26 protein-coding genes and 4 pseudogenes (1 of these 30 only partly in view) are annotated in these 26,969 nt (G+C 38.9%); 18 read left to right on the forward strand and 12 right to left on the reverse strand.

The annotated features are described in order from the left end of the window. Positions 1-350, forward strand: a pseudogene (locus L654_RS0111970) (dicarboxylate/amino acid:cation symporter); it begins 997 nt to the left of the window's first position. 97 nt (positions 351-447) lie between these two features. On the opposite strand, the gene sohB reads toward L654_RS0111970, so the two are convergent. Together sohB and L654_RS01000000125995 are read right to left on the reverse strand one after the other, a co-directional pair. Then, complete coding sequence (gene sohB / locus L654_RS0111975; protein WP_024590094.1) at positions 448-1,464, reverse strand: protease SohB; 1,017 nt, start codon at positions 1,462-1,464, stop codon at positions 448-450. A gap of 100 nt (positions 1,465-1,564) precedes the next feature. Then, a pseudogene (locus tag L654_RS01000000125995) lies at positions 1,565-3,954 on the reverse strand (VolA/Pla-1 family phospholipase). 206 nt (positions 3,955-4,160) lie between these two features. Here L654_RS01000000125995 and L654_RS0111985 point away from each other — a divergent pair. Beyond that, positions 4,161-4,907 (forward strand): YciK family oxidoreductase, encoded by a 747-nt coding sequence (locus L654_RS0111985; RefSeq protein ID WP_007375386.1) that lies wholly within the window; start codon positions 4,161-4,163, stop codon positions 4,905-4,907. Between the two features lie 81 nt (positions 4,908-4,988). Here the strand turns inward: L654_RS0111985 and rluB are convergent, their stop codons facing one another. The 4 genes and pseudogenes from rluB to L654_RS0112005 form a co-directional block, all read right to left on the reverse strand. After that, positions 4,989-5,861: a 23S rRNA pseudouridine(2605) synthase RluB gene (gene rluB / locus L654_RS0111990; protein ID WP_007582584.1), complete on the reverse strand. Its 873-nt coding sequence runs from the start codon at positions 5,859-5,861 to the stop codon at positions 4,989-4,991. Then, positions 5,858-6,448 carry an SMC-Scp complex subunit ScpB gene (scpB, locus tag L654_RS0111995; protein WP_024590449.1) on the reverse strand — a complete coding sequence of 197 codons (591 nt, stop codon included), beginning with the start codon at positions 6,446-6,448 and terminating at the stop codon, positions 5,858-5,860. The genes rluB and scpB overlap by 4 nt, the downstream gene beginning before the upstream one ends. A gap of 151 nt (positions 6,449-6,599) precedes the next feature. Further along, positions 6,600-7,095, reverse strand: a pseudogene (locus tag L654_RS01000000126000) (EF-hand domain-containing protein). A gap of 226 nt (positions 7,096-7,321) precedes the next feature. After that, on the reverse strand, positions 7,322-7,753 hold the full coding sequence (locus tag L654_RS0112005; RefSeq protein ID WP_007582577.1) for a hypothetical protein: 432 nt from the start codon (positions 7,751-7,753) through the stop codon (positions 7,322-7,324). A 240-nt stretch (positions 7,754-7,993) separates the two neighbouring features. Between L654_RS0112005 and xthA the strand changes: the two genes are divergently transcribed. The 3 genes from xthA to L654_RS0112020 are packed head-to-tail and all read left to right on the forward strand — an operon-like array spanning position 7,994 to position 10,265. After that, positions 7,994-8,800 carry an exodeoxyribonuclease III gene (gene xthA, locus L654_RS0112010; RefSeq protein WP_010554249.1) on the forward strand — a complete coding sequence of 269 codons (807 nt, stop codon included), beginning with the start codon at positions 7,994-7,996 and terminating at the stop codon, positions 8,798-8,800. 5 nt (positions 8,801-8,805) lie between these two features. Then, a complete protein-coding gene (locus tag L654_RS0112015; protein WP_024590447.1) occupies positions 8,806-9,453 on the forward strand; it encodes an energy-coupling factor ABC transporter permease in 648 nt (215 codons plus the stop codon). Beyond that, a complete protein-coding gene (locus L654_RS0112020) occupies positions 9,450-10,265 on the forward strand; it encodes a putative RNA methyltransferase (RefSeq protein ID WP_024608131.1) in 816 nt (271 codons plus the stop codon). Before L654_RS0112015 ends, L654_RS0112020 begins: the two co-directional genes overlap by 4 nt. On the opposite strand, the gene yfbV is transcribed toward L654_RS0112020, so the two are convergent. Continuing rightward, the gene (gene yfbV, locus L654_RS0112025) at positions 10,262-10,708 is read right to left on the reverse strand and encodes a terminus macrodomain insulation protein YfbV (RefSeq protein ID WP_007582569.1); all 447 of its coding nucleotides are present in this window, start codon (positions 10,706-10,708) and stop codon (positions 10,262-10,264) included. The genes L654_RS0112020 and yfbV overlap by 4 nt on opposite strands. A 284-nt stretch (positions 10,709-10,992) precedes the next feature. Here yfbV and L654_RS0112030 point away from each other — a divergent pair, with 284 nt between their 5' ends. From L654_RS0112030 to L654_RS0112060, 7 genes and pseudogenes are all read left to right on the forward strand, one after another. Beyond that, on the forward strand, positions 10,993-12,168 hold the full coding sequence (locus L654_RS0112030) for an acetate kinase (RefSeq protein WP_024608132.1): 1,176 nt from the start codon (positions 10,993-10,995) through the stop codon (positions 12,166-12,168). 1 nt (position 12,169) lies between these two features. After that, a pseudogene (pta, locus tag L654_RS01000000126005) lies at positions 12,170-14,331 on the forward strand (phosphate acetyltransferase). 226 nt (positions 14,332-14,557) lie between these two features. After that, positions 14,558-14,944, forward strand: a complete 387-nt coding sequence (locus L654_RS0112040) for an ACT domain-containing protein (RefSeq protein ID WP_007582563.1) — start codon at positions 14,558-14,560, stop codon at positions 14,942-14,944. Positions 14,945-14,947: 3 nt separating this feature from the next. Next, on the forward strand, positions 14,948-15,445 hold the full coding sequence (locus L654_RS0112045; protein WP_024608133.1) for a PTS glucose transporter subunit IIA: 498 nt from the start codon (positions 14,948-14,950) through the stop codon (positions 15,443-15,445). Between the two features lie 4 nt (positions 15,446-15,449). Continuing rightward, positions 15,450-15,794: an ArsC family reductase gene (locus L654_RS0112050; RefSeq protein ID WP_024592532.1), complete on the forward strand. Its 345-nt coding sequence runs from the start codon at positions 15,450-15,452 to the stop codon at positions 15,792-15,794. Further along, complete coding sequence (gene dapE, locus L654_RS0112055; RefSeq protein WP_024608134.1) at positions 15,794-16,924, forward strand: succinyl-diaminopimelate desuccinylase; 1,131 nt, start codon at positions 15,794-15,796, stop codon at positions 16,922-16,924. Before L654_RS0112050 ends, dapE begins: the two co-directional genes overlap by 1 nt. Beyond that, on the forward strand, positions 16,924-17,610 hold the full coding sequence (locus tag L654_RS0112060; RefSeq protein ID WP_024608135.1) for a M15 family metallopeptidase: 687 nt from the start codon (positions 16,924-16,926) through the stop codon (positions 17,608-17,610). The genes dapE and L654_RS0112060 overlap by 1 nt, the downstream gene beginning before the upstream one ends. A gap of 23 nt (positions 17,611-17,633) precedes the next feature. On the opposite strand, the gene L654_RS0112065 is transcribed toward L654_RS0112060, so the two are convergent. Further along, on the reverse strand, positions 17,634-18,503 hold the full coding sequence (locus L654_RS0112065) for a DMT family transporter (RefSeq protein WP_024590438.1): 870 nt from the start codon (positions 18,501-18,503) through the stop codon (positions 17,634-17,636). Positions 18,504-19,018: 515 nt separating this feature from the next. On the opposite strand from L654_RS0112065, the gene L654_RS0112070 reads away from it, so the two are divergent. The 4 genes from L654_RS0112070 to L654_RS0112085 all read left to right on the forward strand — a co-directional run bounded on the left by L654_RS0112070 (position 19,019) and on the right by L654_RS0112085 (position 22,095). Next, a complete protein-coding gene (locus L654_RS0112070) occupies positions 19,019-20,383 on the forward strand; it encodes an adenine DNA methylase (RefSeq protein WP_024608136.1) in 1,365 nt (454 codons plus the stop codon). A gap of 8 nt (positions 20,384-20,391) precedes the next feature. Next, positions 20,392-20,817: a YcfL family protein gene (locus tag L654_RS0112075; protein WP_007582549.1), complete on the forward strand. Its 426-nt coding sequence runs from the start codon at positions 20,392-20,394 to the stop codon at positions 20,815-20,817. Positions 20,818-20,828: 11 nt separating this feature from the next. Beyond that, a complete protein-coding gene (lpoB, locus tag L654_RS0112080) occupies positions 20,829-21,449 on the forward strand; it encodes a penicillin-binding protein activator LpoB (RefSeq protein WP_007375407.1) in 621 nt (206 codons plus the stop codon). Positions 21,450-21,627: 178 nt separating this feature from the next. Further along, positions 21,628-22,095, forward strand: coding sequence for a glycine zipper 2TM domain-containing protein (locus tag L654_RS0112085; RefSeq protein ID WP_024608137.1), 468 nt, complete (start codon positions 21,628-21,630; stop codon positions 22,093-22,095). 334 nt (positions 22,096-22,429) lie between these two features. On the opposite strand, the gene L654_RS0112090 is transcribed toward L654_RS0112085, so the two are convergent. Together L654_RS0112090 and L654_RS0112095 are read right to left on the reverse strand one after the other, a co-directional pair. Next, positions 22,430-23,647, reverse strand: coding sequence for a pyridoxal phosphate-dependent aminotransferase (locus tag L654_RS0112090; RefSeq protein WP_024608138.1), 1,218 nt, complete (start codon positions 23,645-23,647; stop codon positions 22,430-22,432). Between the two features lie 105 nt (positions 23,648-23,752). Continuing rightward, positions 23,753-24,097, reverse strand: a complete 345-nt coding sequence (locus tag L654_RS0112095) for an Hpt domain-containing protein (protein ID WP_024608139.1) — start codon at positions 24,095-24,097, stop codon at positions 23,753-23,755. Positions 24,098-24,234: 137 nt separating this feature from the next. Between L654_RS0112095 and L654_RS0112100 the strand changes: the two genes are divergently transcribed. Together L654_RS0112100 and L654_RS0112105 are read left to right on the forward strand one after the other, a co-directional pair. After that, positions 24,235-24,831 (forward strand): tRNA-uridine aminocarboxypropyltransferase, encoded by a 597-nt coding sequence (locus tag L654_RS0112100; RefSeq protein WP_010554237.1) that lies wholly within the window; start codon positions 24,235-24,237, stop codon positions 24,829-24,831. Between the two features lie 24 nt (positions 24,832-24,855). Further along, entirely contained in the window at positions 24,856-25,641 is a 786-nt protein-coding gene (locus L654_RS0112105; RefSeq protein ID WP_024608140.1) for a CLCA_X family protein, read from the forward strand. Positions 25,642-25,657: 16 nt separating this feature from the next. Here L654_RS0112105 and dcd read toward each other — a convergent pair whose 3' ends face one another. Both dcd and L654_RS0112115 read right to left on the reverse strand, forming a co-directional pair. Further along, positions 25,658-26,242, reverse strand: a complete 585-nt coding sequence (gene dcd, locus L654_RS0112110; RefSeq protein ID WP_007582539.1) for a dCTP deaminase — start codon at positions 26,240-26,242, stop codon at positions 25,658-25,660. Positions 26,243-26,248: 6 nt separating this feature from the next. Next, positions 26,249-26,969 (reverse strand): Mrp/NBP35 family ATP-binding protein (locus L654_RS0112115; protein ID WP_024608141.1); only part of this gene is annotated, 721 nt, incomplete at its 5' end.

Genomic DNA, 26,969 nt, shown 5'->3' on the forward strand with positions numbered 1-26,969 from the left:
CTACCGTGTTCATTGCACAAGTGTTTAGTGTCGATTTGACAATATCTGATTATTTAATGGTTATATTAACAGCAACACTTGCCTCTGTAGGTACAGCAGGCGTACCTGGTGTTGGTTTAATAATGCTGGCAATGGTACTTAACCAAGTTGGCTTACCTGTAGAAGGGATTGCAATTATTATCGGTGTAGATAGATTACTTGATATGACACGTACAGCAGTTAATGTAACCGGCGATTGTATGGTTACCTGTGTTGTTGCCAAGTCTGAAGGTGAGCTAGATGAGAGCATCTTTAACGACCCTAATGCAGCTAAAGACTTAGAAGATTATCATAAATCTATTGATTCATAAGCTACATTTATATAGCTATAAAAAAACCTTGATGCAATCCATCAAGGTTTTTTTTCGAGTAAAAATAATTAAACTGAATCCTGAAAAAGATTCTAATCTAAGGATTTAACGACTTAAACTTAGAAAGTAAGTTTATTCCCACTTTATTTACACCACTACTCAAGCCAAGAGCTAGCTTATCGCTCAACCCTTTTTTAACTTTGTATTTAATCTTATAAATTTGGCGCTCATGTTGCTGCTCTAGCAATGCATCATCACTTGTTTTTATAACATCTACCAAGCCTTTATCAATCGCTTGAGTTGCAAACCAATGCTCACCTGTCGCAACTAAGCTTATATCTAAGCTTGGACGTTGAGTGCTTACAAACGTTTTAAATAAATCATGTGTTTGTTCAATTTCTTCACGAAATTTTTCACGGGCCTTATCTGTGTTTTCACCAAATAAAGTAAGTGTGCGTTTAAATTCACCTGCTGTTATTTGCTCAAATTCAACATCATTTTTCTTTAATATTTTATTAAAGTTAGGTATTTGAGCTATCACACCAATAGATCCAACTATTGCAAAAGGCGCTGCAAGTATCTCGTCCGCGACACACGCCATCATGTAACCACCACTTGCTGCCACTTTATCAATTGCAACACTTAGAGGAATACCCGCACTTTTAATACGCTGTAACTGAGATGCAGCAAGTCCGTAGCCATGTACAACACCGCCACCACTTTCTAAACGAATAAGTACTTTGTCTTTACTTGGATCGGCAATAGAGATAATAGCCGTTATTTCTTCTCGTAAGCTTTCTACTTCGTGAGCGTCCATACTACCCACAAAGTCAATTACATATAAACGAGGTTTAGGCTCATCTTTATCTGCTTTTTTACTCTTTGATTTAAGTTGTTTTTGATGCGCTTTAAGCTCTTTTTTACCCAACGTATTTTGTAAAAAACTTTCTTTAAGTTCAACTAGCTGCTCTGATATATCGTCAATTTGTATTTCACCTTTTTTGGCCTTTGGCTTAACTGCAGCGCCAACTATTAGCATTAAAATAACTGCTATAGCGATAACAAAAGTAATTGTTTTAGCAAAAAACAAACCGTATTCGTATAAAAATTCCAACTGGTTTCTCCATTTATAAATTTCAGCTAATTTAGCATGCTTTAAAGCAAAAAAAAGCCACTTTTCAGTGGCTTTTAAAGGTTAATTATTTTACTGGTTATTAATCAGTCACAACCTCAGGGTTGGAAACTAATAACATCCGTCCGCGAGCAGNGCAGCACTGCCTTCAACAGTTGCAGCCTTTGCAGCATCTTGAGATGGAGTTAATATAGAACCATGATGCCCTTTAGTAAATTTAACTAAGTAGCTTGCTGGTGTTTCACTCAATGATTGCGAAGAACTTACTGTCTCAAGACCCATCAAGTTAGCTAATGGAATTGTGCCAGAAATAGGATTATTAGCTGCCATTGGTGGTATCACTTGGTCAGGCTTGTTATCAACACCATCACCCACAACAACATTAGTATAAACAGGAGTACCTAATGCTTTCACAGTGGCTGCGTAGTTCGTTGGATCACCACTATCTAGCGCTGTTTGCGCCGCAAAAGCAAACTGTGTAAATACACCTTGAATGTTAGTAAGTTTAGTCGTTTCACCCGCAGTGGTAAGTGATGCAATATATTCGTTGTAACCACATGTCAAGTAAGCTTCCATGTCTGGTATTAATGAGCCACAGTTAGAAACTGCATCTCCTTGTAAGTATGCAGTAAATTCATCAGCTTCTGTTGTACCAGCTTGTGAAAGTACTGAACCTTGAATAAATGGACCAAACGCAGCAGATTCAAGTAAGAAGCTTGCTATACCGCCACCACCACTTGCAAGAGCTACCGTGTTTACATTAAATAGCGGATCAAGCGTTTCTGCCATTGGCGTATTAGCTTGAGCAATAAATGCTGGAGCAACAATAGAACCTAGCGAATGCCCAATGTAGGTAACGTCTTTACTATTAATAGTTGTATCGTTAATAAAGTTTAAGCCTAAACGAAGGCCTAATAAATCAGCAGCCGATTGACGTAAGCTATCACGTGCAACAAGTAATGAACTTAAGTTCATGTAACTAAGCACAGAACCCGTTGTTGCATTAAAGTCGTCTGTTCCATCACCATCAACATCTATTCCGCGCTCACCATGTCTTGGATGGTCAATAGCAACCGTTGCAAAGCCTTGAATAGAAAGCTGCGCAGTTAAAGCAAGCATACTTTCTTTTTGTGTTGTAATACCGTGCTGCATAATCACAACAGGCCATCCACCTTCAGGCATTGCGATAGGATCTAATTGTAACTGTGCACGGACACCATTAATTATCGGTAAAATAGGTTTAGTAACTTGCACTGGCACATTTGCCATGCTTTGTACTTTTGGAATTGAGTTGTATTTTGTTAAATGACGTGTGCTGTCTAGTCCTAAGTCACGTAATTGTCCGTCACTTAATGCAGAACATAAACCATCATTTTCACTAATAGGATCTGTCGGAAATGCATCGCCTGCAACGGCCTTATAACCAATTATTGCCACCGCGTTATCACACATACCTTGCCAATATGTATCACTTAAATCACTAATATCTGTACCCGTTGGCGTACCTAAATACATCGGTAACATAATGCTACCTTTTTGATATTGCACACCAGAGAAAGCAGCAGAGACTTCTACACCCTGAGAAGCAAATACTTGTTGTACATTTACCATAGGCTGTTCAGGAACTTGAAGCGCAGGAGTTGGTAACGCAGGCTGTTGCAAGCTTGCAGCTAGTAACTTTTTAATTGTCCCAAGTACAGGGCCTGCTGATTGAATAGTCATCGCACTAGAAAAAATAATATCTTCTTTTGCGATATCTCCCGAGCTTACAACTACATTTTCGTAACTGTTAACAGCACCCTGCAAACCAAGTTGAGCTTCTGTAATTAATGGTGCTTCTTGTTTAACCAGCCCATAAGTAGAAGAAGGCTCAATAGAGCGCCCTAATGAATCTTTAAGACCAGTAGTTAATACATTGATGTATGAGCTACCTGCCGTAAATGGTTTTAAAGGAATAATTGCAACGCCATCACCTGAAGCTTGAGTTACAAAGTCAACACCAAAAGTAAGCTCACCGATCAATTTACAAGCAGTACCGGCAGCTACAACTGAACATTCTGCATCAGTTAAACTTGCACCCATTACAACTTCAAAAATTCTTACTGTACCAGGGGTCCCAGCAGACGCTTCATCTAAACTCACATTTGGTGGGAATGTTAAATCGATTTTATAAGGAACCTGCGAAGACCAACCATCAAGTGCACCTAGTGCAAGTTGAGGGTTTGCATAAGCTGCGCGCGAAATAGACACATTGTTGTCATCTAATTCACCAGGAATATTAAGTGTACCGTCTTGAGTTCCACTCATTAATAAATCATTAGGTACCGATAAGATACCTGCTGCTGGATCAAATGTAACTGTTGCTGTTGGGATAACTGGTGCTGTGTCGTTTTTGACATCTGTTAACGTTTCTCCACCGCCACAACCTGCTAAAGCAGCTGTAACCGAGAGTGAAAGTAGCATTTTTTTCATATTGTTGGCTCCGCACGTATTTTATTTTTATAGTGTGTTTAATCAGTGTATTAAGTTAAAACAATGTAATCAGGTTATTAATGAGACATTAGACCAGTTAAACTTAACGTAAAGTTTCTATTTTCGCCACCTAATTTTACAATAAATTCGATTACTTCACGTTTCGCTATGTTAAAATCAAAAAAATTATATGAATTGGTACTTTTATGCACACATATCAAGCAGCTGAAAACGCACTTAAAGATAAAGTTATTTTAATAACAGGCGCCGGTGATGGTATTGGCCGAGTTGCAGCAATTACGTATGCAAAATACGGCGCTACAGTTATATTATTAGGAAAAACAACTAATAAACTTGAATGTGTTTACGATGAAATTGTTAATGCTGGCTACCCTAAACCTGCAATAGTCCCTATGGATTTAAAAGGCGCAACGAAGCAAAACTACCGTGACCTTGCTGCAACAATCGAATATCAGTTTGGACGCCTTGACGGGTTGCTTAATAATGCAGGTATTTTAGGGTCACTCGGTCCGCTTGAACATTTTTGCTCATCTACGTTCGAAAACATAATGAAAGTAAACGTGACTGCACAAGCAATGATCACTAAAGCACTTTTTCCTGTTCTTCGTAAGTCTGATAATGCATCGATCGTATTTACATCATCAGGTGTAGGCCGCAAAGGTCGTGAATTTTGGGGGCCTTATGCCATCTCAAAATTTGCAGTAGAAGGTATGATGCAAACATGGGCATGTGAAGTAGGCAAAACGAATATTCGTGTAAACTGTATTAACCCAGGCGCTACTCGTACTTCAATGCGAGCTGCTGCATATCCAGGTGAAGATAGAGACGCACTTGCTACACCAGAGGATTTAATGCCTACATATTTATATCTAATGAGTGACGATTCTAGTGAAGTGAATGGCGAATCGTTAGATGCTCAAGTAAAAAAGTAATTTAGAGTTTAAATAATTTAAACAACACATTAAAAAAGCCGCAATTAGCGGCTTTTTTGTGTTCAATAAATAACTAATTGATTATTTACGTTTAGTCGGCTTAACACGCTGATTGTGTTTTTTAACTGCTTTACGAATTTGGTTGATTTTAGCGCGTTTATCTTTGCGTTTTTCAGGCATAACAGAAAGCTTAGTTTGTGTTTCGCGGCCTAATTTAACGGTTTTACGCAAGTAGTTTACTGTTTCTAAATCATACTCCATCCAACCACCTTGTGGCACGCGCTTATCAAGCTCTAGTTTACCGTAACGAATACGAATAAGACGAGATACTTCCGCATCTTGAGACTGCCATAAACGACGAACTTCACGGTTACGCCCTTCATTTAACGTTACGTTAAACCAACGGTTAACGCCTTCGCCACCCATAGGGGTTACAGTCGTGAATTTGGCTGGACCATCTTCAAGCTCAACACCACGTAGTAAGTTTTTAACCGTTTCATTGGTTACTTCACCAAATACACGTGCAGAGTATTCACGCTCTACTTCATAGCTTGGGTGCATTAAACGGTTTGCTAGTTCACCATCGTTTGTAAAAAGCATTAAACCCGATGTATTGACGTCTAATCGACCAACCGCAATCCAGCGATCGCCATCAATACGAGGAAGTCGGTCAAATACAGTACGACGCCCTTCAGGATCTTTACGTGTGCTTAACTCACCTTCTGGTTTGTTATACATAATCACACGACAGATTCGGTCTGCTTTTTCTTCGATTTTTACACTGTGTCCGTCAACACGAATCAAATCGGTTTCTTCAACACGGTCACCTAACTTTGCCACTTTACCGTTTACACTAACGCGGTTTGCGTCAATGTATTTTTCCATTTCACGGCGTGAGCCTACGCCTGCACGGGCTAAGACTTTTTGTAACTTTTCACCTTGTATAATACTCATTCGGATGGTTCTCTCACAGAAGGATCGCTCAATAACTGGTTAATTTTACTTTGCTGCTCTGTTGGCAACGCAGGTAAATTTTCAAGTCCAGTTAACGAAAAATAATCTAAAAATTGCTTAGTAGTTGCATATAAAGCCGGCTTTCCCGGAACCTCTTTATGCCCTACCACTTTAACCCACTCTCTTTCGAGTAAGGTTTTAATAATATTCGAACCCGTAGTAACACCTCTTACTTGCTCAATTTCGCCGCGTGTAATGGGCTGCCTGTATGCAATAAGTGATAATGTTTCCAGTAAAGCACGCGAGTATTTTGGTGCGCGTTCTTGCCACAAGTTATTTAACCAAGGGCTTAAACTACTGCATGCCTGAAACCGATACCCACTACCCACTTCAACTAAGCGAATACCACGAGTTTGAAAATGTTCTTGTATTGTATCTATTGCGTCATTTATTCGTGCCATAGAAATAGCTAAATCTATTAATACGATGTCTTTGAGGTGGCGTTTACTAACAGGCTTATCTGCAACAAAAATAGCTGCTTCAATGATCTCAACTAGTTGTTCATCACTAATTCGCCGACCCGCCATACACACTCTTAACAAATAAAAATACACAGCCATCTATTATGACAGAACAACACCAAACTAGGAAAATATATCTATCAAATAACTAAATTTAAAACACAAAAAAGCCAGTGACTAGCACTGGCTTTAATCTTACTTACTAAAATGGTAACTATTAGTTACTTTTAAAAGCTTCTAATGCATCATCTTCAGCTACTGCGTTACCGTATTTTTTAATGTAACCCATAAACTCGCTTTTACTGATGCGCTTATCTTGGTTTTTATCCATGTAACCAAAATGATTTGAAATATCATCATCGTTACCTTCAACTACCGAGATATAGCCATTGCTGTCGTTATCTAAGCTTGAAAAACTGCTTTCAATTTTATCGAATTTAGCAATTTCAGCTTTAAATGCCGACTCACTTACTTCAGAATCAGTGGCTACTTTGCCATTATTAAGCTTCATATAAGTGTTAAATTCTTTGCGGCTAATTTCGTTATCCATATTGGTATCAATATTTGAAAAATGGCCCCAAATGCTATCGTCATCAGCTTCAACTTTTGAGATGTAGCCATCGCTATCATTATCTAAACTTGCAAAGTCACTGTCTATTCTTTCAAGACCTTGATTAGATGAACAAGCCNGCTGCTAATGTTAACTTTTTCATAAGACGTATCCTTCGTAATTAATTAAATGTCACTTTAACTAATACAAATCCAATGCCAATAATAGTTAACTTATAATAATCAATAACTTAATCTCGGTCGGTATATTTATTAAACAGTTTCAATAAGTTAAGCTTGCAAGCTTTGCAAACAACCTTGTAATTTTTGCAAAAAAATACCCGGTAAAAACCAGGCATTTCAATTTTACTTATATAGTTAAGCTAACAATTAGATTGCTGCGTTTTGGTAGCGTTTAACAAACTCAGTAACGTTTTGACCATTACATTTTAATGAGTTTAGGTTACCAATTTTTTGACGAACAGGTGCTAAACCTTGTTTTAAAGCCGTCATACATAATTGAGTTTCTTGTTGGGCGTCTTTTGCAAATACTTCTACTTTCTCAACTGATGCGTTGCTTAATGTCGTTTTTTTAGCAATATCACGAATATCTTCACCATTACATAAAATGCTTTTAGAAAAACGAGATAGGTAAACACCGTGCTGGGCAGCTTCTTTACGAGCAACGCTAAAGCCTTCGTTTGCACTTAGTACACATAACTTAGACTCAATTTTGTTATCTTGGCTAAAGTAAGTATTGCTTTGAGCTGACGCAGTTGCAGATGCTAGTAAAGCAGTGGCTAAAAGTAGTTGAGTTTTCATGAGAGATCCTATTTGAACGAGCTAAAAAAGTGAATTTCGCGCATTATATATTCAATAAAGTTAAGTTCAATTGAATTTTTTATTTATTTAAATAATTAATATTGTATTCACAATGTTTAAACTTTACCCATCATTTGATCAACATTTGCGCAGCTATTATCTCAATTCAGTCATGTTATGTACGCGTATTTACTGATACAATTTAATCTATTAAATAGAACCAATTTTAAGGTAAATTTTATGAAAGTGATTTCTTTCAATATCAATGGTCTGCGTGCTCGTCTTCACCAATTACAAGCAATTATCGACAAACATCAACCAGACGTTATTGGCTTGCAAGAGATTAAAGTTCACGACGAAGCATTCCCATTAGAAGATGTACAAAAAATGGGATATCACGTCTACTTTCATGGTCAAAAAGCGCATTATGGCGTAGCTATGTTATGCAAAAAAGAGCCTAAATCGGTCTTAAAAGGTTTTGCCACCGATACAGATGAATCGCAAAAACGCATGATAAGCGTCACTGTTGAACAAGAAAACGGTCGCGACCTTACTGTCATGAATGGCTATTTCCCACAAGGTGATAATATTAATCACGAAACTAAATTCCCTTATAAACGTCAATTTTATAAAGATTTAATGACACACCTTGAAACCAATCACACACCCGATCAAGACGTCATCGTTATGGGTGATATCAACATATCACCTACCGATTTAGATATTGGTATTGGCGACGTAAATGCCAAACGTTGGTTAAAAACGGGTAAATGTTCTTTTCAACCGGTAGAGCGTGAATGGCTTGCAACATTACTTAATTGGGGTTTTAAAGACACCTTTAGAGAGCAAAACCCCGAAACAGACGATCAATACTCGTGGTTTGACTATCGCTCTAAAGGGTTTGTAGATAATCGAGGACTTCGTATAGATGTAGTGCTTGCAACCAATGAGCTTGCAGCACGCTGCATAGATACAGGTATTGATTACGAACTTCGCGGTATTGAAAAACCGTCAGATCATGCCCCTATATGGTCAACATTTAAGTAATTATTATGCTAAGCCTAACAATACAGGGGCTACTTTGGGCTCTTGTAATTATTATTGCTCTATTAAGCTTTGATAAAAAAACATATAAAACATTGCTTAGTACGCCCGTCCGTCAAACTAGCGTACTTGCGTGTGCGTTAGTGTTTGCAGTGCTTTGGCGAATAAAGGCTGGCATTTTAACTGGCCTTGATTTACACATCCTAGGTGTTACGGCTGCTACATTAATTTTAGGCTGGCGATTGACTATTTTAAGTAGCCTACTTGCCACAGCCCTACTCGCTGCCTTTGGTCAAATTGAACTTGAGCTGTTACCAGTACAACTGCTTATTGGTGCGTTTATTCCTATTTTATTGAGCTATCTTGGCTTTATAATTAGTTACCAATATTTACCTCGTCATTTTTTTGTTTATATATTTGTTTGTGCGTTTATAACCGCAGGATTTATAGCCTGTATAAAAATAAGCCTAGGTGCTTTATTTTACTTAGCTATAGGGCAATACAATTGGCAAGAACTTGCAGATAACTACGTTTATTTAAGTGCCATAATTTGGTTTCCTGAAGCAATGCTCAACGGCATGGCTATAACAATTATGATCACCTATCGCCCGCATTGGGTAAAAACTTTTTACGATAAGGACTACCTAGGCTCATGAGTCTTGAATATCAATGCCCGCTGTGTAACCTAGCACTTTTGAAAACTGATTCAACACTTCGTTGTGCTAACAACCACAGCTTTGATTTTGCTAAAGAAGGCTATGTTAATTTACTGCCTGTGCAACAGAAAAATTCAAAACAACCGGGTGATTCACTTGAAATGGTACAAGCCAGACGTGCATTTTTAGAGCGTGGGTATTATCGTTTTTTACAGCAAAGCCTTAGTGATATAATCAGTAATATAAGTGCAAAAACTATTATTGATTTAGGATGCGGTGAAGGGTTTTATACCCAAGCAATAGCGAATAAAACAAATGCTGTTGTATTCGGCGTCGATATTTCAAAATCAGCGGTTAAATATGCAGCTAAGCGCTACCCTAATTGCCAATTTAGTGTGGCATCAATCAGCCAAGCGCCCTTTAAAAGCCAATTTGCTGATGTACTTGTAAGTGTATTTGCACCTTTGTTTGAGCAAGAGCTTGAACGCCTAGCAAATCAAAACGCAACATTAGTGGTTGCAAGCCCAGGACCTTGTCATTTAAAAGAGCTAAAATCTTATATATATTCAGAAGTAAACGAACATACTGAAATAGCCACTCCAAAAGGATTTCAAAAATCAGAGCAGATCCTTTTAACAGAGCATGTAGCGCTTAGCTTTACTGATATTAAAAACTTAATAATGATGACGCCATTTGCATGGAAATTTAGACCCGAGCACTGGACAGCACTCGAAGAAAAAGGTGAACACACTGTCACCTTATCGTTTTATATTACTCAGTTTACCAAAATAGATAATGATGTAACTCTCTAAAACTGCTCTTTAGTAAACGCCCTGTCCATTTTATCAAACATATCTTTAAGTAAATTGGCAAGCTCCATATAACGGGGCTTGTTTTCACTTAACTGCGTTTGATATCCATTAGCTGCCATTTTAGTGTACAGCTCGTTATACCATTTTTGCATCGCAGGCTCTAAAGGCGTTTGCGCTCGCTTACCCAACCAAAATAAACCTTGTAATGGTAGCGATATAAAAAATAATGCACTTGCAATGGCTTGCGGTAAAAAATCAGAACCCAAGTAATTTAGCTGAAAAAACAATGTTAGCATGGCTAATATTGGCATTACTGTAATGGCAAGCTCAGTCGCTCTAATTACTCTAAACTCTAAAAATAAGGGCGCAAGCTCTTTGCGCATTGGCCATTTTTTACCATACAAACGGCCAGTTTGTAGTTGTGACATCACACTTTTTTGCATCATGACTCCTCACAGATACTGCTTTTAAATACAATGGAAAAACGAGCTATACGCAAAGTGTAACACAAAATGAAAGAGTTACACTTTCTCAGTAAAACAGCTTAAATTTACCTTTTAATGACGAACAATCCTAACTTAAACATCTTAATTAAGGTAAAGTAATTAACATTGCGTTAACCACTTTGCAATTGAACATTCAATTGTTTTAGCTTTATTTAATACCGTAAGTGTAACGATTACGTATTAACGTTTACTTACTAAATTTGTTTATGGAAATTGAATCTATGCCAACAACCCCTCCTGAATCACAACACGTTTTAGTTTTAAATTGTGGTAGCTCTAGCTTAAAGTTTGCCATTATTGATGCAAACGATGGTCACGAAATTATTTCAGGCCTTGCTGAACGCTTAGGCGCTAAAACACCCTCTATTAAATACAAATTTAATGGTACTAAAACAGTTATCGACTTAGCGGCTAATCAAGCACATGCTGAGGCTATAAATACGCTTGTAAGCTTAATAAAAGATCACAACTTAGACGAGCAACTTATCGCAGTGGGCCATCGTGTTGTACATGGCGGCGAGCACTTTACGCAATCCGTATTGATTGACGAAAAAGTAATTGCAGGCATTACACAGTCTGCAACGCTTGCGCCGCTTCATGGGCACGCTAATTTACTAGGTATATCATCGGCGCAGGCATCGTTTGAAGGTTTGCCACAAGTCGCGGTGTTTGATACTGCATTTCACCAAACTATGAATGAAGTTGCCTTTCTTTACGCTCTTCCATATAAGTTGTACACCGAGTTTGGTGTTAGGCGTTATGGTTTTCACGGCACAAGTCATTTTTATGTTGCAGGGCAAACAGCAAAGCTGCTAAAGCAACCTATCGAGCAAAGCAATTTTATTAGTGCCCACTTAGGTAACGGTTGTTCTGTATGCGCTATTAAAAATGGTAAGAGTGTTGATACCAGCATGGGACTAACGCCTCTAGAGGGGCTGATAATGGGCACACGTAGCGGCGATATTGACCCTGGTTTATTTAACTTTTTAACCACTCAACTTGATTACACAGCCCAGCAAATAGATAACCTACTAAATCAAAAAAGTGGCTTNGAAGAAGCCGCTATGGTCGGTAATAAAAAAGCGATACTCGCAATTGAGATGTTTTGCTACCGACTTTCAAAACAAATTGCAGCGTATATGGTGCCATTACAGCGCCTTGATGCTGTGATTTTTACTGGTGGTATTGGTGAAAACTCAGATATTATTCGTGAAAAAGTAATTACACAACTTGCCTTTTTAGGCATTAATTGTAATCCGCAAGCCAACCTTAATGCGCGCTTTGGTCAAGAAGGCGTTATTAGCTGTAAAAATTCACACATCAAAGCAGTTGTAATGCCAACTAATGAAGAATGGGTTATTGCCCTTGATGCTGCAAATATTGTAAAGGAGCTTTAATATGGCACGTCGTATTATGTTAATTCCTGTTTCTACCGGTGTGGGTTTAACGTCGGTATCAGTTGGTTTAGTGCGTGCACTTGAACAAAAAACAGTTAAAGTTAACTTTTTCAAACCAATAGCTCAGCCACGTTCTGGTGAAACAGGCCCTGAAAAATCAACGCAAATAGTTACTCAAGGCTCACCTATTAACCCACCAATGCCTTTTGCACTTGATTATGCTGAGCAAATGATTGGCGACGGTAAAGGTGATGACCTACTAGAGGAAATTGTTGAACGCTTTGAAAGTAAAATAAACGACGACGAAGTCGCTATTATTGAAGGTATGGTACCTACTCGTCGCCAACCTTATGCTGGGCGTGTAAACCGCGAAATTGCGCAAACACTCGGCGCCGAAATTGTATTTGTACTTACCCCTGGTAATTACACCATTACTCAAATAGAAGACCGCCTTGAAATCGCAGCAGGTAACTATGGTGGTATCGATCACCCTCGCGTACTGGGCTGTATTTTTAATAAAGTAAATGCGCCACTTGATGAAGAAGGTCGTGCACGCGCCGATTTAGTCGATGCCTATAAACCTGAAGAGCTTGAGAACGAGTTAAATCGTTTAGCATCCCTACCTATTTTTAAAAAAAATCCGTTTATGTTACTTGGTGCAATCCCGTGGGATTTTGACTTAGTAGCGCCGCGCGTAAAAGACTTAAGCGCATACTTAAAAGCCACGATTATTAACGAAGGCGATATGCTTCATCGTCGTCTGCGCCGTATTACTTTTTGTGCTCGTACGGTTTCAAATATTTTAAATTATTTTACGCCAGGCGCTTTATTAGTAACACCGGGCGATCGCTCTGACATACTTGTTGCTGCGTGCTTATCTGCTATGAACGGCACTAAACTTGGCGCTATATTACTCACCGGTGGTTTTGAGCCAGAGCCACGTATTATGGCCTTGTGTGAGCAAGCCATGCAAACCGGTTTGCCAATACTCGCAACCGATGCAGACACGTGGCGTACATCATTACTACTGCATAACTTTAATATGGAAGTACCAAATGATGATGACCAACGTATTGAAAAAGTAAAAGATCACAACGCAGAGCATATCAATTCAAGCTGGCTAGATACTCTAGCTAAAAGTGTAGGTAAAACTCGTAAGTTATCACCACCCGCATTTCGTTACTTACTTACCACTAAAGCGCGTAAAGCAGGTAAAACCGTGGTTCTACCAGAAGGTAATGAACCTCGTACAATTAAAGCGGCTGCTATTTGTGGTCAACGCGGAATTGCTAAAACTATATTACTAGGCGATCGCGAAGAAATAATGCGTATTGCACAGCAGCAAGGTATTGAGCTAAACGAACATGTAAGTATTATCGAGCCTCAAAGCATTATTAATGATTATATTGCGCCTATGGTCGAAATTCGTAAAAGCAAAGGCCTAACTGCCGTAGTAGCACAAGAGCAACTACAAGATAACGTTGTACTGGGTACAATGATGCTTGAGCAAGGTAAAGTAGACGGTTTAGTATCGGGCGCAGTAAACACTACGGCAAATACAATTCNCGCCCACCACTGCAATTAATTAAGACAGCACCAGGGTCATCACTAGTATCATCTGTATTTTTTATGCTACTGCCTGACCAAGTATTAGTTTACGGTGACTGTGCGATTAACCCAGACCCAAATGCTGAACAACTTGCAGACATAGCGATTCAATCTGCCGACTCTGCAGCTGCATTTGGCATAGAGCCGCGTGTTGCCATGATCAGCTACAGCACGGGCACTTCTGGTACAGGTGCCGATGTTGAAAAAGTACGTGAAGCCACAAAAATAGCAAAACAAAAACGTCCTGATTTAATTATCGACGGCCCACTACAATACGATGCCGCTATAATGGAAAACGTAGCACTTAAAAAAGCACCTAACAGCCCTGTAGCCGGTAAAGCGACCGTATTTATATTCCCAGATTTAAATACGGGTAATACCACGTATAAAGCAGTACAACGTAGTGCCGACTTGATAAGTATTGGCCCTATGCTGCAAGGTATGCGTAAACCTGTGAACGATTTAAGCCGTGGTGCATTAGTTGATGATATTGTGTATACAATCGCCTTAACTGCCATTCAGGCAGCTCAAGCAGAAGCGCTAATTACTCATTAAACGTAACGTGTGCTTTTTATAGCCTAGCTATTATTTATTTAATAATTAACTAGTTAGGTTATTTATACCCTGCAACCCCCATACTTATCCACAGAAATTGTGGGTAAGTTTTTACCCCCTTCTTTTATCTACTTATTTACTGCTGAGTTAGTCGTTGTTACACCTTTAATTTAAAGCCAATAATCTATACTATAAAGCTATCAATATTGCTGTTCGCAGGCTTTTAATGTCAAAACAAACATTACAATTACACAGCACCATTTTATCTATACACAGTTTAGATGTAGATGCCGACATACCTGCGGCACTTTTAAAGCAATCTTTGTTTTTTATTTCTAAAACCCATGATGAACTTTCAATTGTATGCCCAAGCGATTTTGAAGTAAAAAGCCTGGATACCGAACCCGACTGGCAAGCTTTAGAGGTTGTAGGTCCACTTGGCTTTTCGTTAACCGGAATTATGGCTAATATTTCAGGGGTATTAGCGCGCGCTAAAATTTCTATCTTTTCAATCTCAACCTACGATACTGATTATATTCTCATAAAAAAACACACTGCAGAAAATGCTATTTCCGCTTTAAAAAAAGAGGGTTATAACGTGGTGGTAAACTAACTTATGAAAGCTCAAAAAATTGACTATTTAGCTCAAAATAAAACGCCTCTTAATGCAATAAATATTACCAGCCCATTTACAGGTAAAGTAATTGAACTGAAAGAGCACCCAGAACCTTTTTTTCGTTTTGGCACTCTGGGTCCTGGTATTATGGTGCAACTAACAAGTCATAAAATTTTAGCACCGTTTGATGGAACTTTATTACAAGTAAAAAATGCAGGTACTGAGTTTATTCTACAAGCTAATAATGGTCTAAAAGCCTTGATTAACTTAACTATTTTTGATTCAAAATCAATTACGCATACCCATATTGCGCAACTCAATGGTAGCAAAATATGCAAAGGTCAACGCCTTGCTTATTTTGATTTACGAGAACTTGATACTCCAATGCTTGCTAGTTTAATTTTACTAAACGGCCATAACCTTGGCACATTTCATTACTCGCATTCGCATGTAAATGCGGGTGAAGACACACTATTAACTATTATTAAGAAGAACTAGATTTATGATCACTCTATACGGCATTAGCAACTGCGATACGATAAAAAAAGCTAAAAAACATTTAACTGATAACAACATCGAATTTACGTTTCATGACTACCGCAAAGATGGCGTAAATGAGCAAATGGTGAGTGAATTTGCAGACAAGCTCGATTGGGAACAACTCGTTAATAAACGTGGTACAACGTATCGCGCATTAACTGATGAGCAAAAACAAAGCCTAACTAAAGAAAGTGCTATCCCATTGTTGGTTGAACAACCTGCCATGATCAAACGTCCAGTACTGGTAAACAATGGCAGTTACCATTTAGGTTTTAAAGCAGCCCAATACGACGAGATTTTTAAATAATGACTAATGACGTAATTAAACTCGCCCAAGCGCTAATCCAACGTGAATCGGTAACGCCCGAAGATGCTGGCTGCCAACAAATGATGAACGATCGCCTTGCTGCGGTTGGTTTTAATATAGAATCATTATTTTTTACCGACACACTTAATACTTGGGCTCGAAAAGGCACACAATCGCCGCATTTTTGTTTTGCTGGTCACACCGACGTTGTACCAACAGGCCCTGAAAAAAATTGGCAACACCTGCCGTTTTCAGGATTAATAAAAGATGGCCTACTGCACGGGCGTGGCGCTGCCGATATGAAAGGCTCATTAGCCGCAATGCTTGTAGCAACCGAACGTTTTATTACTAAACATCCAGATCATAAAGGCTCGATTTCTTTTTTAATCACTTCTGACGAAGAAGGACCGTTTGTAAACGGGACTACTCGCGTAATTGATACGCTAGAGGCACGCGGTGAAAAAATTGATATGTGTCTTGTAGGCGAGCCCTCATCACGCGATGTACTCGGTGATGTGGTTAAAAATGGTCGCAGAGGTTCACTTACCGCTTTTTTAACCGTTAAGGGTATACAAGGTCATGTGGCCTACCCGCATTTAGCACAAAACCCAATTCACTTAGCGACGCCAGCACTTACTGAACTTAGCCAAACGGTGTGGGATAACGGCAACGAATACTTCCCCGCCACCAGCTTTCAAATTTCTAATATTAATGGTGGCACGGGTGCGGGTAATGTTATTCCGGGTGAGCTCGAAGTACAGTTTAACTTTAGATTTAGCACGCAAGTAACGTATGAGCAATTACAGCAACGTGTAAATGACATTCTACAAAAGCATGACTTAAATTATGAATTAAGCTGGATAGTAAATGGCTTACCTTTTATTACCGAGCACGGCCCGCTTGTTGATGCCACAGTTAAAGCGATTAAATCAGTAACCGGTTTAACCACGAATCTAGAAACCACGGGTGGTACATCAGATGGTCGCTTTATTGCACAAACAGGCGCTAAAGTAATTGAACTTGGCCCACGTAACGCCACTATCCATAAAGTAGATGAATGCGTAAGTACCGATGATTTAATAGCCCTTACCGACATTTACGAGCAAATATTAGAGCAACTTTTAGCATAATGGATGTAACTAAACCAACACCAATAATGTGTATCACAGGGCAAAGTGATACACATTTAACTGATATACAAAATCATCGCTTGCACAGCGCTATTATTAACGACTTTTTAGCGCTGCAAAGTGCAGCACAAAAAGCAGGATTTGAGCTTACTATTGCCTCAAGTTTTCGCGACTTTAATCGTCAATCAATTATTTGGAATAATAAGTTTTTAGGTATTCGACCTGTTTATAATAAACAGCAAAAGGTTGTAGATTTAACTAAATTAAATGATGTAGATAAATGCATAGCAATAATGCTCTACTCTGCATTACCTGGGGCAAGCAGGCACCATTTAGGCACCGATTTAGACGTGTTTGATAAAGCTGCGGTAAGTGATGATTATAAACTACAGCTAACACCTGATGAATACCTGCAAGGTGGGCCGTTTGCGCCTTTAAGTAATTGGCTTGATACTAACTTAGATAAATTTGGCTTTTATCGCCCTTATCAGCATGATTTAGGTGGTGTCGCACCTGAGCTTTGGCATATAAGCCATATTAAGCAATCACAATTATTAGTGAATAAGCTTAGCGAGCAAGTACTTTTTGAATGCATAAAAAACAGTGAACTACAGGGTAAGCAGGCAATACTTGATAACTTACCCGCTATTTATACACGCTTTGTAACAAACGTGAGTCCCCCTTAAAAAGAAGGTTAACTTAAATGATATTAAACCTTCTTTTTATTTAAAATAAATACCAGCACAGCGCCTAATATTAACGAGCTTGCCACTATAAATTCCATTGTTACCTGCTCTGATAAAAACAAGACCCCGGCAACGGCTGCAAGTACAGGTACACAAAGCTGCACAACAGCAGCTTGGGTACTTTTAAGCAGTGGCATTGCTACATACCAAACACTGTAACCAATTCCAGAAGCTATCGCACCCGAGGCACATGCAAGCAAAACCCCTTCAATACTCATATTTTTTAAATAACTCATACCAACAAGTAATAAAACAGGGATAGCCACTAAGCTTCTTATAAAGTTAAACCCTGTAGTACGCAGTGGCGATACGCACACTTTACCGCGAATACTGTAAATACCCCATGCCACACCACTGAGTGCCATGAGTGATGCACCTAATAATGAAGGTACAGCAGCAGATGGCAGCATTAAATATACAAACCCACCTAGCGCCACTATAAACGCGCACCACTGAAGCACACTCAACTGCTCTTTTTGATATATACCCCAGCCAATCATAGTGAGTTGCACGGCTGAAAACAAAATCAGTGCACCGGTGCCTGTATCTAGCTCTACGTATGCAATCGAAAAACAAAGTGCATAAACTAAAAGGCTTATACTGCTTCGCCAGCTTCCTTTATCACTTAAAATAGCGGGGTTAAATGTGCCTTTTCGTTTTAAATTATGAGTATAAATAGCCATTATAATGCCCAAACACGCAGCACCACTGAGTAAGCGAATAACTGTAAAGTTCCAAGCATCTATATAGCCTTCGGCTAAAGCCATTCTGCAAAAAAGAGAATTTGCAGCAAACGCAATTAAAGCAATGATTGTATACAACGTAGCTTTCAAAAAAATTCCTTAGCAATAAAAACAAATTACAGCGTTATTTCAATTAATTAATTAATTAACCTACTAAGCTAAAAACATTGTCATAAGCGCCTATAAAACCGCTTACTGAGCAGCACATTTAAACAGGATTGGTATAACTGTGCAAAGAGAGTATTTAGTTTTAATAAATTAGATCATTTATACTCAAATCTTAGCCGCATTTGCAAAATACGGTGTCTACAACACAAGATATCCTTTTAGTCTTTTTCGTATACGACTTAGTGAATAGCAATTACTTCATTTAAAAAATTCATTTATCATTACGCTTTAGGGATCATTGTATTCAATAAGACCAATAAAGTACCTTAAGCATTTCAATATTGTTACCTAACAAGAAAATTCACACTTTGTTCACCAATGTCATTTTATATTTCTTTATTAGCAGGCAGTTTTACTCTACGATTTTTTACAATATTTCACACATTTAGCTAAAAACAATATGTTAATGTATACAGGTGAATTGAGAGGAGTGCGCAGTGCGCCTAAGTATAATTTTAAGCTTTTGTTGTATTTTAAGTGGGTGTAGCACAATGGGCTTTAATGACCTATTTAATGACTATGCCACGCAAATGACACCAATAAGAAATGCAATCGAGAAAAACAATATCGAAGAAGCGCAATCCCTTATTGCCGATAATAGCACCATGCACAGCAGCTACTTACTCAACCAACTTGAGCAAGCTCGCTTAAACGACTTAGCCAATACGCCACAAGAGGCACAAAGTAAATTTGAGAACGTGTATACGCAAATGCAAAAAAAACGTGAAGCCGCCAAAATACAAGTAAGTGCGGGGCTTGAGCAAAGCAATGCGTTATTTACTAACGACTCAGCCATAACTTATGTGCCACCGGCTTACGAAATGAGTATGCTTCATAGTTATAAAGCACTTAACTACGTGTATAAAAATGATGTAGAAGGCGCTTTGGTCGAAATTCGCCGCGCTAATAAAGTACAAGTTGATGCACTAAGCGAAAATAAAACAGATGGCGACTCAACAGTTAAGGAAGCGCAGCAGCACTACCCTAGCATGGGCAATGTAACCAGAGATGTAAAAAATGGCTTTCAAAATGCCTACACATTTTATTTATCTGCTTTGCTTTACCAAAGTGCTAAACAGTATGACGATGCTTATATTGATTATAAAAAAGCACTGGCTATACAACCTAACAATATTTATTTACAGCAGGACGTAATGCGCCTTGCTAAAAAACAAGGGTTTGACCAAGACCTAAGCGAATTTAAAAAACGTTTTAGTGATGCACCCACAATTTCTGCAACGCAAGGCGAAGTAATTGTTTTATTTGAACAAGGCTTAGTACCAAAACAAGATGAATTTAAACTGCGCTTACCAATTTATTCATCACGCGGCGATGCACGCTTTTACAGCCTTGCAATGCCAGTATATAAAGATAATGCCTATGTGCGCCGCCTTAATAATATAAACTTAGATGCACAAAGCTTAGAGCTGAGCCCATTAGTACACATTGAAGCACTTGCAGCAAAAACATTAGAAGATCAAATACCTGCAAAAGTAGCTCGCCAAGTGCTTAGATTAGTAGCTAAAGAAAAAGTCCGCGCAGAGCTTGCTCGCAGTGCCGGTGATGTAGGTAACATACTTGCTAATATTTATAATTTGGCGTCTGAGCAAGCTGATACACGTAGCTGGCTTACACTTCCAAATCAAATAAGTGTTGCAAGGCAAAGCCTAAATACAGGTGAGCATTCTTTGCATATAGGCACACAAGCACCTATAAATTTTACCGTTAGTAAGCAAGGGTTAACGTTAATTTACTTAACCTCCGTTAATAACTACTTTAATTACCACGTAGTTCAACTTTAGGAGCCATCATGAAATACATAGCGCCATTATTAGCAGTCTTAATGCTCAGTGCATGTTCCAGCAAACCGGTTACATCGGGTATTTCTGTTGAACAAAATAAAAATCAGTTTAATGAGCAATTACGTGTAGATAACCCAGAGCTTGGTAAAAAGCTGGCCATTACTGATGTGAAAACACGTCAAACCAACCAGTTAACCGATGTAGTAGTGACACTTTCGAGCCAGTATAAAAAATCACAATATTTGCAGTATCAGTTTAATTGGTTTGATAAAGACGGCTTTGTTATTAAAGGCAATCATTCACCTTGGCAAGCACTCACCTTATTTGGTTTTGCAAAAACACAATTACCGGGCTTAGCACCGAGCTCTGATGCGGTTACCTTTTCTTTAGCAGTAAGAGAAGTGTCTACCGAATCACAAGAATTTAAAGATTAAAGGAAACAACCATGATAATCAGTAACAAATTTAAAACAGCATCAACTTACGCTTTAGTTGGCTTGAGCGCTTTAGTATTAAGTGGCTGTGCTAATAAAGCCGTAGTAAGTTATGGCGATGCACAAGCAGTAGAAACAACAGATATTAATTTTGGTTCTACCGACTTACAAAAAGTAGCGAGCCAAATGACCGACTCATTACTCAGCTCACCTGTTGTTGGCACAATGACCGCTAATAAACGCCCTGTAGTATTTGTTGAGCGTATTAAAAATAAAACCAGCGAGCACATTGATACAGAATCAATCACCGATTCAATCTCAACACAAATGCTACGCAGCGGTAAGTTCCGTTTTGTAGATATGACCCGTGTTGAGTCAGTACGTGAGCAATTAACGTTTCAAAATGAAGATGCCCTGGTTAACCCTGCAACAGCCGTTGCATTTGGTAAACAAATTGGTGCGCAATATATGTTATATGGAAACTTATCAAGTATTGTTAAATCAAATGCCGATAAATCAGACGTATACTATAAATTTACAATGCGCTTAATGGATATGGAAAGCGGCCTAGTTGAGTGGGCAGACGAAACTGAAATTCGTAAAACGAAAGAAAAATCAACCTTTGGCTGGTAGCTAATACCAATCTGCTTATATATGGGGTCTATTTAATGTTAAGAAAATTACGCTAGTACTAGGCAAAAATTTTTGTATTTAGTTGTTCTAAATAAAAAAATTTTAACGACGTTATAGCGCAATTTAATTCGTTAAATTGATCAAAGATTTATGCAGGTTGGTATAAAAGGAGCAAGTTATGAAAGCAATTACTGTATTAATGTGCGCTTTACTTACAATAAGCGCGCCTACGTTTGCTAAATACGAGCGCAATAAAGCAGTCCCTGTGCAGCAAGTTTTATTTGGTGACGTAAAATCGGTACGCAATATTACCGAGCAAGAAATCATTCAAGACAAAAACAACGGCTGGAAAACCTTTGGCGGTGCATTACTCGGTGGTGTTGTAGGCAACCAGTTTGGTGGCGGTAGCGGCCGCACAGTAGCAACAATATTAGGCTCGGTAATTGGTGGCAGTGTTGCGCATAACAGGCAGCAGCAAAGTCATTATCAGCAAAATCATTTTGTAGAGTTATTAATACAAGTTGAAAACGGCGACCAGTTTATGGTTGTTCAAGATCAGGACCAATCAATGCGTTTTAGCAAAGGCGATAACGTAAGATTAGTGTACTTGAACGACAACACAGTGCGTGTAGATAAAGCGTACTAGGACGTGCTGAACTTTGGTGGTTGAATTTGCAGCAGAATGTTTGGTATTTAGACAAGGCAGAGCCTATGAACTGTGGTTGTTCCCTATAAATAGGCGATAACGCAGCATAAATGCCAAACATGCGCTACCCGAAGGGTTCTGCCTAGCGGCAATTAACTCTTTGTTGCTCGGTTTTTACTTAGCCCACTAGGTTACAAACCTCGCGTCGCGATTTAATCGCCCCTAGATTGAACAAATTTCAATCCACAAAGATCAACACGCCCTGTTAATATATTCATGACTAAAGTAAAAAACGAGCCAAATTTGGCTCGTTTTTTTATTATTTTTTTAATAACTATACTTGGCGATAGTCTTTAAAAAAGCGCTTCATTTTTAACATCGCATCGGATAAATCATCTTTGCTTGGTAAAAATACCAACCTAAAATGATCCGGCTCGGGCCAATTAAACGCCCTGCCATGTACAAGTAATATTTTTTCGGCTTTTAGCAAATCGTACATCATCTTTTCATCATCTTTAACGTTAAAAAGTGCTGTATCAACTTTAGCAAACGCATAGAGCGCGCCTTTAGGTTTTTTACAACTAATGCCTTCAATAGCATTTAATCCACGCCATGCAATATCACGCTGCTCATATAAGCGCCCACCCGGGTTTATTAGACTATCAATTGATTGCACGCCACCCAACGCCTGTTGAATCGCATACTGTGCAGGTACATTTGCGCACAAACGCATAGATGAAAGTATTTCTAGGCCTTTGCGTAAATCATCCATTACCGAGGTACGACCGCTCAAAACCATCCACCCCATTCTCAGCCCCGCTGCACGGTATGTTTTTGCTAAACCATTAAAAGTAATAATAGGCACATCGTCGCAAAGTGAGCCGATTGAAGTATGCGTTATACCATCGTATAAAATCTTCTCGTAAATCTCATCGCTCAATAACAGCAGTTTATGTTCACGCGCTATATCAATTAATTGCATTAACAAGTCGTCGCTATAAACCGCACCGGTTGGATTATTAGGGTTAATTAATACCAATGCTTTTGTTTTTGAAGTGATTTTACTTTTTATATCTGCAATGTCCGGAAACCAATCTTGCTCTTCATCACATAAATAATGTACCGGATTACCACCCGATAACGTGACCGAAGCAGTCCAAAGTGGATAATCTGGAGCAGGAATAAGCACTTCGTCGCCATTATTTAATAGCGCTTGGGTGATCATCTGAATAAGTTCGCTTACGCCATTACCAATATAAATGTTATCTACATCTAAATTATGTAATCCACGTTGTTGGTAGTGTTGATAAATAGCCACGCGGGCTGAATAGAGGCCTTTAGAGTCACAGTAACCTTGGGCTGAATATAAGTTGCGGATAATATCGCGGTGCATGTCCTCTGGCATATCAAAACCAAAAGCAGCCGGATTACCTATATTCAATTTTAATACTTTTTGACCTTCGTCTTCCATTTTTTTAGCTTGTGCTAAAACCGGCCCACGAATGTCATAACATACACCTTCTAATTTGTGACTCTTTTTAATATCAGACATTTTTACCTCGACTAGTGAGTCTTTAGACTAACCTAGTAAAGGCGCAAAATGCCAGTGTATTTGATTACTTAGTACTGAAATAAATTCACGTTTCAGTTTCAATAATTAACGAGATGCTAACCATTCATTTAGCTTAGCTTGAGAGCCAGTTACTTGAGCCATTAAGCTATTAGATGCGTCGATGGCTTCAGCTAATTTATCTAGGTTTAAATTTTGTTCAATAACGCGAGATACTTCAGCAAGGCTTGAAGCACCAAACTGCGCAGCGTTAGATTTTAAGCTATGAGAATGACGAATAGCCGCTTCTCTGTCTTTTCCAATGGTTGCTAAAACTTCAGAGCCTAAACGCTCAAACTCCGAGCAGCAAAAATCAAGTGTATCAGCAAACTGCTCACCCAATAACGATTCCATACTCTCTAATGCTGATGTATCAATATTTATTTCTGTCATATTTTAAGCCCTTAAAACAATCCATGTAAATTACAGTTTAATAGTACTACTTTATATTGATGCGTAAAAAAAACCAACTTAATTACCTTATAAATGTATAATTGTGAGGATCATACTGGCAACAAAAAGTTTATTAAATGGCACGCACACTTTGTAATCATTGTAACTTTGCACTTAACACCTGTATTTGCAGCGCAATTACAAATATAAACAACAAAGTTAAGGTTATTATTCTACAGCACCCAAGCGAAGAAAAAATAGCAAAAAATACCGCTAAACTACTCAATTTATGCCTAACTGATTGCCAAATAGTCAAAGGCGAAAATAATGACGACTTTTCTATTCTTAAATCACTGCCAGTAAGCTCAACTGTTTTGCTCTACCCTAACGAACATGCTGTAAATTTAGACGATAGCGCTGAGCAATCTAATATAAAAAACATCACCCATTTAATCGTGGTTGATGGTACATGGAAAAAAGCCTACAAAATTTTGCAGCTCACCACATTGCTAAATCAATTCAAAACGGTCAGTTTTAAACAGTTACCTAAAAATCGTTATGCTATTCGTAAAGCCCCTAGGGCCGACAGCCTATCCACACTTGAAGCCGTAGCGCATAGTTTGTTTTTAATAGAGCAGTTAAATCCTGCACCACTTTATAATGTGCTTGATGAATTAATACAAAAACAAACCCAACACATGCCCGAGCACGTAAAAGCACGTTACTTAGATTAAATTCGTTACTATATGAAACTTGCAATGCGTAACTACCCTAACAGGCTAAAACGTGGCTTTACTCGCCAAGGCCCCGACTATCGCTTTGACGACCAAGTCGACTTTAGCGATATAAGAGATACCTTTGGCTTTAGGTCAATGGTCGTCGGTAAATGGGTAACTAAAGAAGAGCGCTACATTAGCGCTAATTTAATTTACGATGCACTGGCCGACCTTGCACAAATACTGCATTTACCGCCCAAAGCTATTGGTCTTCGTGGCAAACTTAATTTTGCATTTGGTCATGGCGGTCAAAAAGGTGTACAAGCGCATTATAATGCAGCCTCTCAAACGCTTGCCCTTGCAAAAAATGCAGGCGGTGGTGCACTTGCTCACGAATGGTTTCATGCGTTTGATCATCATATAAGCGAGCATTTATTTGCAGCAAAACCACGATTTGGTTTTGCCTCCAAATTATGGCTTTCAAACACGCCTAATTTATCGCACCCACTTAATAATGCTTTGAACAGTTTTTATAAAAATGTATTTTTAGATGAGCACGGCGTTGATGCAAATAGCTTTGTACAAACATGCATAGAACACGATAAGGCTCACAATATGAATTATATGAGTATGCCAGAGGAGCTTGCCGCACGTTGTTTTGAAGCCTGTATTGAGCAGCATTCAAATATAAAAAATAGCTTTTTAGTGGGGGGCTTACAAAGTAGTAATTTAATATACCCAAATATTGGGCATATTAATAAAGCAAATGAAGCGCTTAACCAGTACTTTGAACTACTGGGTTATGCGCTTCATAAAATAGACGAGTAATGTCTATATTTGGTGATTACTTATCGTCACTAATACGACTTGCTACTGCACTGTTTTGATCTTTATATTTTGCATCTTTACGGATGTTGTATGGGTTTTCACACGGTCCCGATAGCATTTCAAAGCTCATAGCCCCAATTTTCATCAGTGGGCGAAGCGCCAGTGGTAATTTTCCTGAGTTGTAAAACTCTAGAACAATATTCCCGCTCCAGCCTGGGTCGATTCGGTGCGCAGTTACATGCACCATTAAACCCAAACGCGCAAGCGATGAGCGTCCGTCTAACCACCCTACTATGTCTGCTGGCAGAGTTACTTTTTCGTGTGTAATAGCTAGAGCAAGTTCACCTGGGTGTAAAAAAAATGCTTCACCTTCATCAAGCACTATTTCTTCACTCATGATTGATTCCATGGCTTTATTTAGCTGATCTTTTGGACCACTTAAATCGACGTATGCCGCGTTGTGTGCATTAAAAGTTCTAAATTTATTACCTAATCGCAAATCGGCAGTTACGCCTGAAATCATGTCACTTGTTGGCGCAGGCTCAATAACAATGCGACCATCGCTTAGGTATTCATTAATATGTGTGTCTGAAAGTCTCATTATTTATTAATCTTCTGTAATCACAATTTCAATTGCATTGTGATGCTGTTGATAATAGAGCGTGCTGGCTATAAGCCTCGCTGCTGCGCTGTATGTTTTGCTTATCGCCGCGTCGTTATCGTTGGCAATAAGTTTTCCTTGCTCAGAATACTCGCGTATATCTATTGCAAGAGGAATATGGCTAAGTACGGGTACGCCGTGCTTGTGCGCAAGTTTTTGTGCGCCGTCTTTACCAAATACGTGGTTAGCTTCACCGCAGTGGCTGCAAATGTAATAACTCATGTTTTCAATTAAGCCCAGCACTGGCACGTTTACTTTATTAAACATAGCAATGCCTTTTTGCGCATCGGCAAGGGCTAAGTCTTGCGGCGTAGTGACAATAACAGTACCGCTCGCTGGTACTTTTTGGCTCATTGTTAGTTGAATATCACCGGTGCCCGGTGGCATATCCACAATTAAGTAATCAAGCTCACCCCAATCAGTCTCGTTAAGCAATTGGCTAAGTGCGCCTGACGCCATTGGTCCGCGCCATACAGTGGCGTCATCGCTTGGGACTAAAAAGCCAATTGACTGCGCTTTAATGCCGTTTGCATCAAAAGGCTGTAGCTGTTTGTTATCTTTAGTGACGGGCTCTGCGCCTACCAAGCCTAAAAGCATTGGAATAGATGGGCCATAAATATCAGCGTCTAAAATACCCACCTTTGCGCCTTCGTTTTTAAGGGCGCCC

Origin of the sequence: Pseudoalteromonas sp. TAB23, from assembly GCF_000498075.1 — a bacterium.
Lineage (GTDB): Bacteria > Pseudomonadota > Gammaproteobacteria > Enterobacterales > Alteromonadaceae > Pseudoalteromonas > Pseudoalteromonas arctica.

Bases quoted from the DNA above. Each gene is read 5' to 3' on its own strand.
- yfbV (WP_007582569.1), bottom strand. From the start codon at position 10,708: ATGCAAAAAAGTGTGATGTCACAACTACAAACTGGCCGTTTGTATGGT.
- lpoB (WP_007375407.1), top strand. From the start codon at position 20,829: ATGATAATCAGTAACAAATTTAAAACAGCATCAACTTACGCTTTAGTT.
- L654_RS0112015 (WP_024590447.1), top strand. From the start codon at position 8,806: ATGCTAAGCCTAACAATACAGGGGCTACTTTGGGCTCTTGTAATTATT.
- L654_RS0112095 (WP_024608139.1), bottom strand. From the start codon at position 24,097: ATGACAGAAATAAATATTGATACATCAGCATTAGAGAGTATGGAATCG.
- L654_RS0112040 (WP_007582563.1), top strand. From the start codon at position 14,558: ATGTCAAAACAAACATTACAATTACACAGCACCATTTTATCTATACAC.
- rluB (WP_007582584.1), bottom strand. From the start codon at position 5,861: ATGAGTATTATACAAGGTGAAAAGTTACAAAAAGTCTTAGCCCGTGCA.
- L654_RS0112005 (WP_007582577.1), bottom strand. From the start codon at position 7,753: ATGAAAACTCAACTACTTTTAGCCACTGCTTTACTAGCATCTGCAACT.
- L654_RS0112105 (WP_024608140.1), top strand. From the start codon at position 24,856: ATGCGTAACTACCCTAACAGGCTAAAACGTGGCTTTACTCGCCAAGGC.
- xthA (WP_010554249.1), top strand. From the start codon at position 7,994: ATGAAAGTGATTTCTTTCAATATCAATGGTCTGCGTGCTCGTCTTCAC.
- scpB (WP_024590449.1), bottom strand. From the start codon at position 6,448: ATGGCGGGTCGGCGAATTAGTGATGAACAACTAGTTGAGATCATTGAA.
- dapE (WP_024608134.1), top strand. From the start codon at position 15,794: ATGACTAATGACGTAATTAAACTCGCCCAAGCGCTAATCCAACGTGAA.
- L654_RS0112050 (WP_024592532.1), top strand. From the start codon at position 15,450: ATGATCACTCTATACGGCATTAGCAACTGCGATACGATAAAAAAAGCT.
- dcd (WP_007582539.1), bottom strand. From the start codon at position 26,242: ATGAGACTTTCAGACACACATATTAATGAATACCTAAGCGATGGTCGC.
- L654_RS0112075 (WP_007582549.1), top strand. From the start codon at position 20,392: ATGAAATACATAGCGCCATTATTAGCAGTCTTAATGCTCAGTGCATGT.
- L654_RS0112045 (WP_024608133.1), top strand. From the start codon at position 14,948: ATGAAAGCTCAAAAAATTGACTATTTAGCTCAAAATAAAACGCCTCTT.
- L654_RS0112085 (WP_024608137.1), top strand. From the start codon at position 21,628: ATGAAAGCAATTACTGTATTAATGTGCGCTTTACTTACAATAAGCGCG.
- L654_RS0112100 (WP_010554237.1), top strand. From the start codon at position 24,235: ATGGCACGCACACTTTGTAATCATTGTAACTTTGCACTTAACACCTGT.
- L654_RS0112090 (WP_024608138.1), bottom strand. From the start codon at position 23,647: ATGTCTGATATTAAAAAGAGTCACAAATTAGAAGGTGTATGTTATGAC.
- L654_RS0112060 (WP_024608135.1), top strand. From the start codon at position 16,924: ATGGATGTAACTAAACCAACACCAATAATGTGTATCACAGGGCAAAGT.
- L654_RS0111985 (WP_007375386.1), top strand. From the start codon at position 4,161: ATGCACACATATCAAGCAGCTGAAAACGCACTTAAAGATAAAGTTATT.
- L654_RS0112020 (WP_024608131.1), top strand. From the start codon at position 9,450: ATGAGTCTTGAATATCAATGCCCGCTGTGTAACCTAGCACTTTTGAAA.